Here is a 14,079-nt window from a genome sequence, read left to right as displayed (position 1 = left end):
TTCTGTAAACTTAAGGAGTGAGGCATGTGATTGAAAGACAAGCAAAAATTATTAGAGAAAGTAAGGAAACAAAAATAGATCTAAATATAAATTTAGATGGAGCTGGAAAATATGAAGTAGATACAGGCATAGGTTTTTTTGATCATATGTTATGTCTTTTTGCAAAACAAGGACTTTTGGATTTATACGTAAAGGTAAAAGGAGATTTAAATGTAGACTCCCATCATACCATTGAAGATGTAGGGATAGTACTTGGAAGTGCTATTAAGGAAGCTATGAAGGGTAAAGAGGGAGTTAAGAGATACGGAACTAGTTTTATACCTATGGATGAAACACTTGCTACAGTGTCCCTAGATCTTAGCGGTAGAGCTTTCCTTGTATTTGAAGGTAACTTTACTGTAGACAGACTTGGGGGTTTTGATACAGAAATGGTGGAAGAATTTTTTAGAGCTGTTGCAGCTAATGCTGGAATTACAATTCATGCAAGAGTGATTTACGGAAAAAACAACCACCACATGGTGGAAGCACTATTCAAAGCCCTAGGAAAAGCTCTAAGTGAAGCTCTTACCTATGATGCACGGATAAAAGGAGTATTATCTACAAAAGGATTTTTATAAGGAGGGAATATTATGATAGCTATAGTGGATTATGGTGTGGGAAATTTAAAAAGTGTTCAAAATGCTCTTAAAATGCTTAATATTCCTTCTATAATATCTTCAGATAAGGAAGAAATAGCAAAAAGTAGAAGCATTATTGTTCCAGGTGTTGGTGCTTTTCCAGATGCAATGAAAAATATGAAGGCTAAAGGTCTTGATAAAGTAATCATATCCGCAGCAAAAAAAGGAAAACCAATACTTGGTATATGTCTTGGTATGCAACTCTTCTTTGAGGAAAGTTACGAGATTGAAACATGCCAGGGGTTAGGCTTTTTTAAGGGGAATATTGTGAAGTTAGAAGGTTCTATAAAAATTCCGCATATGGGATGGAACAGTCTATCTTTTGAAAATTCTACTCCATTACTAAGTGGTGTAGAGGAAAATAATTATGTATACTTTGTTCATTCTTATTATGCAGAGGTCCATGAAGAGGGCATAGTAAATGCATATACTACCTATGAAAAAAAAATACCCGCAATTGTAAGCAAGGGTAATATATTTGGTATGCAGTTTCACCCAGAGAAAAGCGGGGAAGCCGGCATGAAACTACTCGAAAACTTTGGGAGGCTAGTATAATGAAGATATTTCCAGCTATAGACTTAAAAGATGGGAAATGTGTTAGACTTTATCAGGGTGAATATAATTCTGCTAAGGTTGTAGCAGAAGACCCTTTGCAAACAGCCCTAAACTTTAAAGCGAAGGGCGCGGAATATCTACATATGGTAGATTTGGATGGAGCATTAACTGGAACTATTGGAAATTTAAATAGCATTAGTAAAATTATAAGGGACGTAAACATTCCTATTCAGTTAGGTGGTGGTATAAGGAGTTTAGCTACCATTGATATGCTAATTGAAAAAGGACTGAGTAGAGTAATACTTGGCACTGCTGCTTTGAATAATCCAGCCCTTGTAAAAGAGGCGCTAAAAAAATTTGGAGATAAAATTGCAGTGGGTATTGATGCAAGGGATGGATATGTAGCAGTGGAAGGTTGGAAAACCAGCAGTAAAATAGAGTATATAGATTTTGCTAAACAAATGGAATCTCTAGGAGTAAAAACTATTATCTTTACAGATATAAGTAGGGATGGCACTTTGACGGGACCTAATTTTTACGCTACAGGTAAGATGAATGATATGGTATCCTGCAATATTATTGCCTCTGGTGGTATGAAATGTATTGAGGATATAAAAAAACTTGTGAATATGAATATGTATGGAGCTATTATAGGGAAAGCACTTTATAGTGGGAATATATCATTAGAAGATGCAATCTATGAGGGGAGTCGATAAAGATGCTTACTAAAAGAATCATTCCTTGTCTAGATGTTACTATGGGAAGGGTAATGAAAGGAATAAACTTTGTAAATTTAACAGATGTAGGAGACCCTGTAGAAATTGCGGAGTTTTATAATAGTGAAGGTGCAGATGAGATAGTTTTTTTAGATATTACTGCCACTCATGAAGGAAGAAAAACCATGCTTGATGTGGTAAAAAGGACTGCTGAAAAAATATTTATCCCTCTCACGGTAGGTGGAGGAATTAAAACTTTAGAAGATTTTAAGGAAACCCTTAGAGCTGGAGCAGATAAAATATCTGTAAACTCTGCAGCAATTAGAAATCCTCAGCTTATATCAGAGGCTTCAGCAAAGTTTGGAAGCCAATGCGTAGTTGTTGCTATAGATGGGAAGAAGAATGAGGATAGTTTAGGATGGAATGTAGTTATTAATGGTGGAAGAATAGATACGGGTCTAGATGCGGTAGATTGGGCTAAAACTGTTGAAAAACTCGGAGCAGGAGAAATACTCTTAACTAGTATGGATTGCGATGGAACAAAAAAGGGATATGATATAGAACTTCTAAATGCAATTACGCGTTGTGTAAATATTCCTGTGATTGCATCAGGTGGGTGTGGTAAACTTGAGGACTTTTATGAGGTTTTCGAGAAAAGCGGAGCAGATGCGGCGCTTGCAGCTTCCTTATTTCATTACAGAGAATTAACAATAAGAGAAGTAAAACAGTATCTTAAAGATAGTGGTGTAGAAATTAGAATTTAGTAAAAACTAATGAAATGTGGTGGGTTTGTGGATATAAATGAGCTTCAATTTAATAATGGATTATTACCTGCAATAGTGCAAGATTATAAAACTGGAATGGTTTTAATGCTTGCATACATGAACGAAGACTCGCTTGAAAGGACAATGGCAACAGGAACAACTTGGTTTTGGAGTAGATCTAGAAACAAGTTTTGGAACAAAGGGGAATCCTCAGGTCATTTTCAATATGTAAAAAACATAAAAATTGATTGCGATGGTGATACAATTCTTTTAGAGGTAGAACAAATTGAAGCAGCTTGCCATACCGGAAATGAAAGTTGTTTCTACAGGGAGATTTGGAACGTTATTACGGAAAATAAATTAGAAAAGGGGTTAATAAAATGAACGAAAATAATGTAGTACAGGAACTTTATGAAATCATTGAAGAAAGAAAAGGAAATCCTATAGAAGGTTCTTACACAAGTTATCTTTTTGAGGAAGGTTTGGATAAAATCTTAAAAAAGATAGGGGAGGAAAGTGCAGAAGTTATAATTAGCGCAAAGAACGATGATCAGAAAGAAATAGTTTTAGAGATATCCGATTTATTCTATCACACATTAGTACTTATGGCGCTAAAGGGCATAAAAGTAGAAGATATTGTGGAAGAGCTTGAAACAAGAAGGAAGAAAATAGGTAATAAAAAACAAATAAGAGAAGATATTGCAGGAATCCATTAAGAGAGAAATTAGACTGACATATATGTGTCAGTCTTTTATTGTTAAAAAACTTAAATAAGTGTAAATAGTGGGTTGACAAATCATCTAAAATGGTGTATTTTGATAGTATATTTAGCACTCGGACACATAGAGTGCTAACAAAACAAATACAAAGTGATTCGTACGAAAGGGGAAATTATAATTGGAAAAGAAACAGTTTAAAACAGAATCAAAGAGGCTTTTAGATATGATGGTAAATTCAATATATACTCATAGAGATATTTTTTTAAGAGAACTTGTCTCTAATGCTAGTGATGCTATTGATAAAATTTATTATAAAACATTAACGGATGAAACATTAACTTTTGATAAAGATAACTACTTTATAACAATAGCTAATGATAAGGAAACTAGGACATTAAAAATTTCTGATACAGGTATTGGAATGACAAAAGAAGAGCTTAGTGATAACCTTGGAGTTATAGCTAAAAGTGGATCTTTGGCATTTAAAAAAGAAAATGATATAAAAGATGGTTATGACATAATTGGTCAGTTTGGAGTTGGTTTCTATTCTGCATTTATGGTAGCGGATAATATTACTGTTATAAGTAAAGTATTTGGTAGTGACGAGGCTTATAAGTGGGAATCTGATGGTGCAGAGGGTTATACTATTGAACCTTGTGAAAAAAGTTCATTTGGTACAGATATAATTCTTAAAATAAAAGAAAACATAGAAGATGAAGACTTTGATCAATATCTAGAAGAAGATGGATTAAAAACTATTATAAAGAAATATTCTGACTTTATTAGATACCCAATTAAGATGGATGTAAGTGAATCAAGACTAAAAGAGGGTAGTGAAACTGAGTACGAGGATTATAGTGCTGAAAAAACTGTAAACAGCATGGTTCCTATATGGAAAAAAAATAAAAGTGAATTAACTAAGGAAGATTATGATAACTTTTATGCTGAAAAGCACTATGGCTATGATAAACCTGCAAAACATATTCACATTAGTGTGGATGGAGCTTTAAGTTATAATGCAATATTATTTATTCCAGGAAAAATGCCTTATGATTTTTATACAAAAGAATATGAAAAAGGCTTAGAATTATATTCAAGTAGCGTTTTAATCATGAACAAGTGTGCAGATTTATTGCCTGACTATTTTAGTTTTGTAAAAGGAATAGTGGATTCAGAGGATTTATCACTTAATATATCTAGAGAGGTATTACAACATGATAGACAGCTTAAACTTATAGCTAAAAATATAAAAACTAAAATCAAAAATGAATTAGAAAATTTATTGAAGAATGAAAGAGAAGTGTATGAAGAATTCTATAAATCTTTCGGTAAACAATTAAAATTTGGAATTTATAGTGATTACGGCAGCAATAAAGAAGTACTTCAAGACCTACTTATGTTTTATTCCTCAAAAGAGAAAAAAATGGTCACTTTAGATGAATATGTTTCTAGAATGCCAGAAAACCAAAAATATATTTATTATGCTGCTGGAGAATCTAACGAGAGAATTGAAAAATTACCACAAATTGAAATGGTATCAGATAGTGGATTTGAAATTCTATACTTTACAGATGAAGTAGATGAATTTGCTATAAGAATGTTAATGGCATATAAAGAGAAAGAATTTAAATCTGTATCAAGCGGTGACTTAGGTATAGAAGACGAAAAAAAGGACGACACTGAGATCAAAGATGAAGAAGAAAGTAAAGAATTATTTGAGCATATGAAGAAGGTTTTATCAGGTAAAGTTAAGGATGTTAGGGCATCAAAAAGACTTAAAAACTATCCTGTATGTTTATCAAATGAGGGCGATCTTACAATAGAAATGGAAAAAACACTGAATTCTATGCCTAACAATGAGAATGTAAAAGCAGACAAGGTTTTAGAAATTAATATAAACCATGATATGTTTGTAGCACTAAAAGATTCTTTCGAAAAAGATAAGGATAAGTTTGACTTATATACTAATATATTATACAGTCAGGCGTTACTTATCGAAGGGTTACCTGTTGCTGACCCAGTAGAGTTTACAAACAATGTATGTAAAATAATGATCTAAGTAAAATACATTTTAATTAGAATTAAATTATCTTATGAGCTGTAAATGGATTCATTTACAGCTCATTTTTGTTATTATTATTTAATGTTAATTATCATAAATTTATGATATGAGTAAATGTGTGGTATCTAAGAAACAATTAAATATTCAATCAAATTATAATAGAATAATAGCATTGAATAAAAATTTGCTTTACTCTGGGAGCATGTATCTATATATTAGGTGTAATATTATGGAGTAATTACACCCAAGAAATAATTAAGCAGTTAGAGGGATTTTTATTGACTGATTTTCTGACGGGGGTATTAAATAAAAATGGAATAGAAAAAATTTACAACATGCATATTAAAGCAAAGAATTCTTTTTATGTTATTGTTTGTGATCTTGATGGAACAAAGATAATTAATGATGGCCTGGGTCATTAGTTGGGGACGATTATATTACTAGTACTACTAAAATAATGACAGATATAATAGGGTTAAAAGGTCACATTGCTAGAATTGGTGGAGATGAATTTATAATTATTTTAGAATATATAGATATTTTAAAGTTACAACAAATCATTTCAAAAATAAAACAAGCAGTCTATGAGATTTTACCTGAAAAAAACAGTGGGGTAAGTTCTGGTTACTCATCATTCCCTAATGATGGAGTTACATTTGAAGAATTAATAAAAGTAGCAGATAAAAAAATGTATGATGATAAAAAAAGTAAAAAAATGTGTATTTTACAAAAGGAGGAACTAAATGATTAAACTCATTGCTACTGACATGGATGGTACGCTATTAAATGATAATGGTAAAATAAACGAAAGCATATTTGATTTGATACATGCTTTTAATGAGAAAAATATAAAATTTGCAGCTGCCAGTGGTAGGTTTTACTCGCAACTGAGCAAAAACTTCGAAAAGGTAAATACGGATATGATATTTATTGCCCATAATGGGGCTCTTGTTAAGTATAACAATAAGGGGGAGACACTGTATTCAAACAGTATTGATAAAAAACAAATAGACGAGGTAATAAACTTAAATCCAAAGCTTGGAGAAGAATTATTTTTAGCCGCAGAAAATGATGCATATTCAATAAATCCATCAGAGGATATTCTCAAGCAATTTTCATTTTCTCAGGTGCCAGTAGTAATAGTAAAATCTTTAAGTGAAATAAAAAAAACCATATATAAGATTACTTATTTTATGGCTGATGGCATAAATCCAGCTATTGTTGAATATTTGAAGAAAAATTTAAATGATGAACTTGAATTTGTTGTATCTGGAGACAAGTGGATAGATATAATGAATAAAGGCATAAGCAAGGGAAATGCTATAAAAATACTTCAAGAAAAATTCAATATAAATCAAAAGGAAACCATGGTTTTTGGGGATTATTATAATGATTTGACTATGTTTAAAGCAGCTCACCATAGTTACGCCATGATGAATGCTCCAGAAGATGTGAAAACTCATGCTAATTTTGTTGCTGAAAGCAATAATGATGATGGAGTCTATAATATAATAGCCGCGTTATAAAGAGTGGATTTATAAGAAAGAATAATCTTTTCTAGAATGGGGGTATGCAAGTATGAAAACACTTATTATTTATGCATCTAAACATGGGTGTACAGAAAATTGTAGCTATCTTTTAAAAGATAAAATTAATGGCGAAGTGAAAATTGTAGATATAAAAAAGGACAGTATACCAGAAATCACTGAGTTTGATAACATTATTGTAGGTGGATCAATATATATGGGTAGAATTCAAAAGGAAATAAATAAATTTTGCTTAGTGAATAGTAGTACGTTAATAAACAAGAAACTCGGATTTTTCACTTGTGGTATGAGTGAGAATGAGATTGCAGAAAAACAAATAAGCACCTCTTTTCCTGAAGAATTGTTAACAACTGCGGTTGCAAAATCTTACTTTGGAGGAGAATTCATATTTAATAAAATGAATTTTTTTGAAAAATTTATTGTTAAGAAGATTAGCAAAAGTGATAAGGATATATCAAAAATTTCAGAAGATAATATTAATAAATTTGCACAGTTAATAAACAATGTTTAAGATTAAGGATTGGTGGAATTAAATGAAAATACTTATAGCCTTTCCTAGATCCGATAGGAAAGGCTACAATATTTGGAATTAGTGTCTAAGTGCAATAATTAATTTCCATTAGGAAAATATGTAATTGACCAATTTTGTATCATTTCTAATGCAGGGAAAAGGTTTTTCCCTATTTCGGTTAGTAGAAACTCCACTTTAGGTGGAACTTCAGCATATACTATTTTTCTAATTAAGCCATCTCGTTCTAATTCTCGTAATTTTTCATTAAGAACCTTTTGGCTAACACCACAGGTTATTCTCTGAAGTTCTAGAAATCTCTTTGGACCATCATTTAGATGGCATAAGATAACTGCTTTCCATTTGCCGCGAATTAATTCCATTCCGAGATCTATATTGCACACATATTTTTTACCATTGTAGCTAATCATTTGTACACCTACCTATGAAAAAATTATAAATAGAACATATTAAATATCTTTTATTATATACTACTCAAGTTATAGAATCAACTTTCTTAGAAAACAATTTGTTCTAGACTATAGTGAATTCAACAATTCATACCTTTGGGTAAGCTATCTTACATAAAAGTGCGTACTTGTTCTATATTTTTTTAAGGCGTATACTTTCAAGTATAAAGGAGTTGAATATAAATGATTACTATAGTAGCAAAAAACACAATAAAACAAGGAAAAACTACTGATTTTAAAATTTTAGCAGAAAACCTTATAAATGAAAGCAGAAAAGAAATAGGATGCATATCTTATAACTTATATGAGGATTCCAATAATTGTAATATATTAACCTTCATAGAAGAATGGAAAAGTGAAGAGGCAATTAAACTTCATAATAACTCAGAACATTTCACTAGTATTGTTCCACAACTTGTAGAATTTAAAGAAAGCCAGACACAGATTAATCTATATAAAAAGATATAACAAACTACATGTAAATTTGTACATAGATACGATCGTTCTAAATAAAACTAAAAGGTAGGTAAGACAAATGAAAGTTGTAGCATTTAACGGAAGTCCAAATAAAGAAGGCAACACTTATCAGGCAATAAAACTAGTTGCAAATGAACTTGAAAAAGAAGGAATAGAAACGGAAATTATTAATGTAGGGGATAAGTCAATCAGAGGATGTATTGCCTGTAACAAGTGTCTAAAAAATCAAAATGAACAATGTGTGCTTCCGGGTGACGAGGTTAATGGATGGATACAAAAAATGAAAGAGGCAGATGGAATTATTTTAGGATCACCTGTTCATTTCTCAGCAATGGGGGGCACTATGAAATCATTTTTAGATAGAGCATTTTATGTTGTAGGTGTTAATGGCGGAATCTTAAGACATAAGGTTGGTACATCTGTTGTAGCTGTTAGACGTGCTGGTGGAATTCCAACCTTTAATCAGCTAAACAATTATATTAATTATTCTGAAATGTTAATGCCAACTTCAAATTACTGGAGTGTTATTAATGGCACGTCGCCAGGAGAGGCGCTTCAAGATAAAGAGGGCGTACAAATAATGAGATTGCTAGGAAAGAATATGGTATGGCTTATGAAACTAGTAGAAAACGGAATAGGAAAGGTGGAAGCACCAGAAAAAGAACGAAAAATAATGATGAACTTTATTCGTTAATATATTAAATAAAACACATAGCCCATGATTTAACATGGGCTATGTGTTTTATTTGCTTTGTCTTGGAATATAAATTTTCTGTTTATTGAAAACAAATGTAAAGAGTTATAAAATAAATTCGATAATAAAATATATAATATTATAAAAACTTACATATAAACAGAAAAAAATTATAAAAAGAATGGAGTGATTTTAGTTGAAAAAAATAAGCACTAAAATAATTGCTTTAAATATTTCAGTTGTACTATTAACTGCACTATTAATTGGAGGAATGGCCGCCTTTAGCATGTCAGAAATTAGTAACAATACTATCGTAACGATTGACACTACTGTTAGAGATGATTATGATGAAAAAATCAAAAATGGAGTACAAAATGTTATAACAATGCTGGAGGGTGTTAATAAGAAATATCAAAATGGAGAAATGACTCTAGAAGAAGCCAAGAAACTTGGAGCTGATTTAACAAGAGAAATGAAATATGGCGATAGTGGTTATTTTTGGGTAGATACTGTTGAAGGAGTAAATGTGGTACTTCTTGGTGGGGCTACTGAAGGTACAAATAGATATGATTTCCAGGATGTAAAAGGAAAATATATAATAAAAGAAATTGTAGCAAATGGATTAAAAGAAGAGGGTGGATTTACAGATTATTGGTTTCCTAAAAAAGGGGAAGAAGTAGCATCTCTAAAGAGAGGATATAGTAAAGCCTTTAAAGATTTTAATTGGGTTGTAGGCACAGGAAATTATATTGATGACATAGATAAATTTATTACAAATGAGAAGACAGTCTTGAAAAAGGCTTTTATAAAAAATGTAATCACTTTTATGATTTTAATTGCAGTTGTTATTGGAAGTTCTGTAATTATAGCATATTATTTTAGCAAAAAAATATCGAAACCTATCTTAGTTATAAGTAAGTTAGTTGACAAGACAGCAAAACTTGATTTAGCTTATGATAAAAGTTATGAGGACATTTTAGAGTACAAGGATGAAACGGGTATTATTGCTCGCGCAGTTGTTGAACTAAGAAAATCACTAAGGGATATAACCATTAGTTTACAAAGTAATTCTAAGGAAGTTTTTCAGTATTCAAAAGAAATGGCTATTGCTACAGACGAAACTGTTCAATCGATAGAGCAGGTATCTTCCGCAATTGAGGAGCTGGCAAATGGTGCAACAAGTCAAGTAGAAGATGCTCAAAGTGGGTCTAGTGAGCTTACAGTTCTTGCGAAAGAAATTAATACTGCAGTAAATAGTTCAGAGCTATTAAAACAGTATTCTAACGAAACTCAATTAGTAAATACAGAAGGAATGAAGTCTATGAAGGAGCTTACTGAAAAATTTAAGGAAAGTAATAAATCAAATGACGAAGTAGTTGAAAATATATCTGTTCTAGCTAATAAATCTAATTCCATTGGAGAAATTATAAGCACTATACAGTCTGTAGCAGAACAAACAAATCTTTTGGCGTTAAACGCTGCTATAGAAGCAGCTAGAGCTGGAGAAGCTGGTAAAGGATTTGCAGTCGTAGCGGAAGAAGTAAGGAAACTTGCAGAAAAAACTGCAGAAGCTACAAATGAAATTACAAATATGATTGGTGAAATCCAGGGAGAAATTAACAAGGTAACAATAAATATAAATAAGGGATCGAGTATTAATAAAGAGGCTAATTTGTCTATGGAGTTGTCGCAAAAATCTTTTAAGGGTATAGAAAAGGCTATTACTAATATGATAACCCAAATCGATACCTTAGGAGTGAATATTAATAACGTAGACAAAAACAAAAATAGGGTATTACAATCAATAGAAGGGATGTCTGAAGTATCAGAAGAATCGGCAGCTTCAACTGAAGAGATATCTGCATCTATGCAGGAGCAAGCCAGTGCTATGGAAGAAATATCAAATACAGCTGAAAATCTTGAGAAGATTGTATGTAAGTTAGATGAAATAGTACAAAAATTTATACTATAGTATATGAAAATTTTCTAATATTAAAATATAGAATAAAAACTACAACGATGAATATACAACATGATTTAAATAAGAGACATAACAAGCCTGGAATTGTTGATGCTGAAAATGAACCTGTTAACAATAAACCAATAAAAGAAGCTAAAAAAACATTTCGTTAAAAAAAAGAGCCTTAGGCTCTTTTTTTAAATTGTTAAATCATTTATTAGAATTGATATTAGATGATCTATCTCCTCTAAAACCATAATTAGTTGAAACTGTTCTTCCTATACTAGTAATTTTACCTGTTATGCACCCACGACAATGAGCAGGGGTGTCGCCAGTACATATTTTACCGGGATATAGAGCATATTGTTTCCTATATTCCCCTTCAGTAACATTCGGCATAACTACATTGGCGCCACTTTGGAGGGCCATGAGCCTTCCGTTTTTATTTAAGGATTCCATAGCCGTTGTTGCAGGTATGTTAATGTCTGGTAGCAGTAAACGAGTTATAGCCATAACTTTAAGTGCCATTGTTAATTCCTTACCATTGGCATCTGATAGTGGGGTGTCTTCGTTTGGAATAAAAGGCCCTATGCCTAACATGTCAGCATTTATTTCTTTAAAAAATAAGATATCATCCGCATAGGATTCAATAGTTTGGCTTGGAAGACCAACCATGACTCCTGTGCCAACTTCAAAACCTAATTCTTTTAAATTCTTCAAGCAATTTAATCTGTTATTGTGACTCATACCTGGATCTAGTTTCTCATAAAGGTTTTTATCCGTTGTTTCAATTCTAAGAAGATATCTGTCAGCACCAGCTTCTCTAAAAGCTTTATATTCTTCATAAGTTTTTTCGCCTATGCTTAAAGTTAATGCTAAATCCAAAGCCTTAATTTCTTTTATTATCCTAATAACTTTATCCGTGGTGTAATAATCATCTTCACCACCTTGAAGTACTATAGTTTTATAGCCGAATGACTTAGCTTTAGTTGCGAAGTCTAAAATTTGTTCTTCTGTAAGCCTGTATCTATTTATATTATTATTATCCCGCCTAAGTCCACAGTAAAGACAATTTCTTTTACATATGTTGGTGAATTCAATAAGACCTCTAAGATGAACATCATCACCTAAATATTTTCTCCTGACTTCATCAGCAGCATAAAACATTTCTTGATCTACATCCTTACTACTCAAAAGGGAAATAATTTCGTTTTTACTTAGTATATGATTTGTTTTAGCCTTGTTTATGATTTCTAGTAATTCCACCTTAAGGATACCTCCTAGTATTTTTCACTTTGGTTGTGTGGTGCATAAACCAATTTCTAATTATTATGTCACTAATATTTAGTACTAAGACTATAATAATGTTTAAAAAAATATATGTAAAGATAAAACACAAAATAAATTAGTATATTAGTAAATAAACTATCCACAACTAAAGTGGGGTGCTAGTTTTATCTTTAAAATGTATTGTATATGTTTCATGCAATGTTTCATGATTGACCTTTGTTGCATCAAACTTTAGTAATTTGAAAGTGGATTGGACACAAAAGCCTATTGTAAATGCTGATATAATTGTTCCGATACCAATCATACCGCCAAGTTTCCATCCGACCAATACTGCTATAAGTTCGATAGAACCACGGCATATTCCTACAGGTAGACCTGTCTTTCGAATAAGTGCCACCATTAAACTGTCTCTAGGACCTGCGCCAAATGAAGACCCAATGTAAAAGTATGTAGCTAAAGCAATTATAAACAATCCTATAATCATCATTACGATTCCGAAAGAGAGGTTCCTGGCCAGAGGTATTATATTTAATGCCAGAATCATATCCAAAAATACCCCAATAAGAATCATATTTAAAATGGTGCCAAGTCCCAATTTTTCACCAAGAAATACTGATATCATTCCAATAACTACTCCAGTTGCAATAGAAGCGGTTCCGATACTTATCCCTGCCATTTTTGCAAACCCAACATGGAAAACATCCCATGGAGCATAGCCTATATGGGCATTCATTGTAACAACTATTCCAAGTGCATATAAGAAAAGTCCGCATATTAATCGCAGCATACGGATATAAAATTGTTTCATAAATAAAATCCCCCTTACTAATAATAAATCTATTATAACATTTATAATAAATTTAACCTCTATAAATGTAATTATTAATGCTGGTTAAATAAATAAGTGGGTATAATAAATATAGTTAATATAATGTAGTGCTAAACACAGATGTTAGCATATAATATTATTGACGTAGGTAAAGAAAGATGCTAACATAAAATTATAATTTAATTGCTCGCAATTTAAATTAATCAGCAAAAATAAAGGAGAGATTATTATGAATAAAGTTGAGATTTATACAAGTAATACATGTGGATATTGTCATATGGCTACGGACTTTTTTAAAGCGAACAAAATTGAATATATAGAGCATAATATTTCTGAAGATCCAGAGGCTAAAAAGGCACTAATAAAAAAAGGTTATAGAGGCGTTCCAGTTATAGATATTAATGGAGAAGAAATGGTTGGATTCGACAAAGAAAAAATAGTTGCTTTATTAAAACTATAAGAAGTCATATTTATAATATGAAACAAAGTGAATGGGTAGTTTAACTATCTGTTCGCTTTATTTTTTTTAAAAGAATTCATAAGATTATTTAACGTCATATATATATTTTATGCGCGAATTTAGTGGGACGGTCTTCTTAAATGTCATTAATTATTAAAAAAGCAATAAAAACGTTGACATGTACAATTATAACTGTTATTATATTAAAAGTAGTCACTTGTTGACTAACAGCAAATTTAAATTGGTCTTTGAAAATTAAACAGAGAAATAGGTAAAGATAGCAAAATAATATTTTGCTAAACCAGTTAATTACTTTAGTAAATAAAGTGAATTTTAGTCGTAAGACTAAAT

At 31.3% G+C, this 14,079-nt stretch carries 18 protein-coding genes; 15 read left to right on the top strand and 3 right to left on the bottom strand.

The window, feature by feature from the left end; all coding sequences use genetic code 11:
- Positions 1 to 26: 26 nt before the first annotated feature.
- The 11 genes from hisB (at position 27) to ACJAX4_RS07650 (ending at position 7,551) form a co-directional block, all read left to right on the top strand.
- Positions 27 to 617, top strand: a complete 591-nt coding sequence (hisB, locus tag ACJAX4_RS07700) for an imidazoleglycerol-phosphate dehydratase HisB (RefSeq protein ID WP_435788875.1) — start codon at positions 27 to 29, stop codon at positions 615 to 617.
- A gap of 12 nt (positions 618 to 629) precedes the next feature.
- Positions 630 to 1,232, top strand: a complete 603-nt coding sequence (gene hisH, locus ACJAX4_RS07695; RefSeq protein ID WP_435788874.1) for an imidazole glycerol phosphate synthase subunit HisH — start codon at positions 630 to 632, stop codon at positions 1,230 to 1,232.
- A complete protein-coding gene (gene hisA, locus ACJAX4_RS07690) occupies positions 1,232 to 1,948 on the top strand; it encodes a 1-(5-phosphoribosyl)-5-[(5-phosphoribosylamino)methylideneamino]imidazole-4-carboxamide isomerase (protein WP_435788873.1) in 717 nt (238 codons plus the stop codon). The genes hisH and hisA overlap by 1 nt, the downstream gene beginning before the upstream one ends.
- A gap of 2 nt (positions 1,949 to 1,950) precedes the next feature.
- Entirely contained in the window at positions 1,951 to 2,712 is a 762-nt protein-coding gene (hisF, locus tag ACJAX4_RS07685; RefSeq protein ID WP_435788872.1) for an imidazole glycerol phosphate synthase subunit HisF, read from the top strand.
- A 27-nt stretch (positions 2,713 to 2,739) separates the two neighbouring features.
- Positions 2,740 to 3,096 (top strand): phosphoribosyl-AMP cyclohydrolase, encoded by a 357-nt coding sequence (gene hisI, locus ACJAX4_RS07680; protein ID WP_435788871.1) that lies wholly within the window; start codon positions 2,740 to 2,742, stop codon positions 3,094 to 3,096.
- Positions 3,093 to 3,428 carry a phosphoribosyl-ATP diphosphatase gene (gene hisE / locus ACJAX4_RS07675; protein WP_435788870.1) on the top strand — a complete coding sequence of 112 codons (336 nt, stop codon included), beginning with the start codon at positions 3,093 to 3,095 and terminating at the stop codon, positions 3,426 to 3,428. The genes hisI and hisE overlap by 4 nt, the downstream gene beginning before the upstream one ends.
- A gap of 181 nt (positions 3,429 to 3,609) precedes the next feature.
- On the top strand, positions 3,610 to 5,490 hold the full coding sequence (htpG, locus tag ACJAX4_RS07670; RefSeq protein ID WP_435788869.1) for a molecular chaperone HtpG: 1,881 nt from the start codon (positions 3,610 to 3,612) through the stop codon (positions 5,488 to 5,490).
- Between the two features lie 281 nt (positions 5,491 to 5,771).
- Positions 5,772 to 5,915, top strand: a complete 144-nt coding sequence (locus ACJAX4_RS07665; protein ID WP_435788868.1) for a diguanylate cyclase domain-containing protein — start codon at positions 5,772 to 5,774, stop codon at positions 5,913 to 5,915.
- 35 nt (positions 5,916 to 5,950) lie between these two features.
- The gene (locus ACJAX4_RS07660; protein WP_435788867.1) at positions 5,951 to 6,244 is read left to right on the top strand and encodes a diguanylate cyclase domain-containing protein; all 294 of its coding nucleotides are present in this window, start codon (positions 5,951 to 5,953) and stop codon (positions 6,242 to 6,244) included.
- Positions 6,237 to 7,019 (top strand): HAD family hydrolase, encoded by a 783-nt coding sequence (locus ACJAX4_RS07655; protein ID WP_435788866.1) that lies wholly within the window; start codon positions 6,237 to 6,239, stop codon positions 7,017 to 7,019. The genes ACJAX4_RS07660 and ACJAX4_RS07655 overlap by 8 nt, the downstream gene beginning before the upstream one ends.
- Positions 7,020 to 7,071: 52 nt before the next feature.
- A complete protein-coding gene (locus ACJAX4_RS07650; protein WP_435788865.1) occupies positions 7,072 to 7,551 on the top strand; it encodes a flavodoxin domain-containing protein in 480 nt (159 codons plus the stop codon).
- Positions 7,552 to 7,649: 98 nt separating this feature from the next.
- On the opposite strand, the gene ACJAX4_RS07645 is transcribed toward ACJAX4_RS07650, so the two are convergent.
- Positions 7,650 to 7,979 carry a winged helix-turn-helix transcriptional regulator gene (locus ACJAX4_RS07645; protein ID WP_435788864.1) on the bottom strand — a complete coding sequence of 110 codons (330 nt, stop codon included), beginning with the start codon at positions 7,977 to 7,979 and terminating at the stop codon, positions 7,650 to 7,652.
- A 222-nt stretch (positions 7,980 to 8,201) separates the two neighbouring features.
- On the opposite strand from ACJAX4_RS07645, the gene ACJAX4_RS07640 reads away from it, so the two are divergent.
- The 3 genes from ACJAX4_RS07640 to ACJAX4_RS07630 all read left to right on the top strand — a co-directional run bounded on the left by ACJAX4_RS07640 (position 8,202) and on the right by ACJAX4_RS07630 (position 11,161).
- The gene (locus ACJAX4_RS07640) at positions 8,202 to 8,486 is read left to right on the top strand and encodes a putative quinol monooxygenase (protein WP_435788863.1); all 285 of its coding nucleotides are present in this window, start codon (positions 8,202 to 8,204) and stop codon (positions 8,484 to 8,486) included.
- A gap of 67 nt (positions 8,487 to 8,553) precedes the next feature.
- Positions 8,554 to 9,189 (top strand): flavodoxin family protein, encoded by a 636-nt coding sequence (locus tag ACJAX4_RS07635; protein WP_435788862.1) that lies wholly within the window; start codon positions 8,554 to 8,556, stop codon positions 9,187 to 9,189.
- 196 nt (positions 9,190 to 9,385) lie between these two features.
- On the top strand, positions 9,386 to 11,161 hold the full coding sequence (locus tag ACJAX4_RS07630) for a methyl-accepting chemotaxis protein (RefSeq protein ID WP_435788861.1): 1,776 nt from the start codon (positions 9,386 to 9,388) through the stop codon (positions 11,159 to 11,161).
- A 198-nt stretch (positions 11,162 to 11,359) separates the two neighbouring features.
- On the opposite strand, the gene hydE is transcribed toward ACJAX4_RS07630, so the two are convergent.
- A complete protein-coding gene (gene hydE / locus ACJAX4_RS07625) occupies positions 11,360 to 12,415 on the bottom strand; it encodes a [FeFe] hydrogenase H-cluster radical SAM maturase HydE (RefSeq protein ID WP_435788860.1) in 1,056 nt (351 codons plus the stop codon).
- Positions 12,416 to 12,584: 169 nt separating this feature from the next.
- The gene (locus ACJAX4_RS07620) at positions 12,585 to 13,247 is read right to left on the bottom strand and encodes a YczE/YyaS/YitT family protein (protein WP_435788859.1); all 663 of its coding nucleotides are present in this window, start codon (positions 13,245 to 13,247) and stop codon (positions 12,585 to 12,587) included.
- A gap of 250 nt (positions 13,248 to 13,497) precedes the next feature.
- Here ACJAX4_RS07620 and ACJAX4_RS07615 point away from each other — a divergent pair, with 250 nt between their 5' ends.
- Positions 13,498 to 13,728: a glutaredoxin family protein gene (locus tag ACJAX4_RS07615; RefSeq protein ID WP_435788858.1), complete on the top strand. Its 231-nt coding sequence runs from the start codon at positions 13,498 to 13,500 to the stop codon at positions 13,726 to 13,728.
- Positions 13,729 to 14,079: the final 351 nt, after the last annotated feature.

This window comes from Clostridium sp., from assembly GCF_051278035.1.
In the GTDB taxonomy this organism is placed as follows: Bacteria; Bacillota; Clostridia; order Clostridiales; family Clostridiaceae; genus Clostridium_AD.
This window is presented reverse-complemented; position numbering and strand designations above follow the sequence as displayed.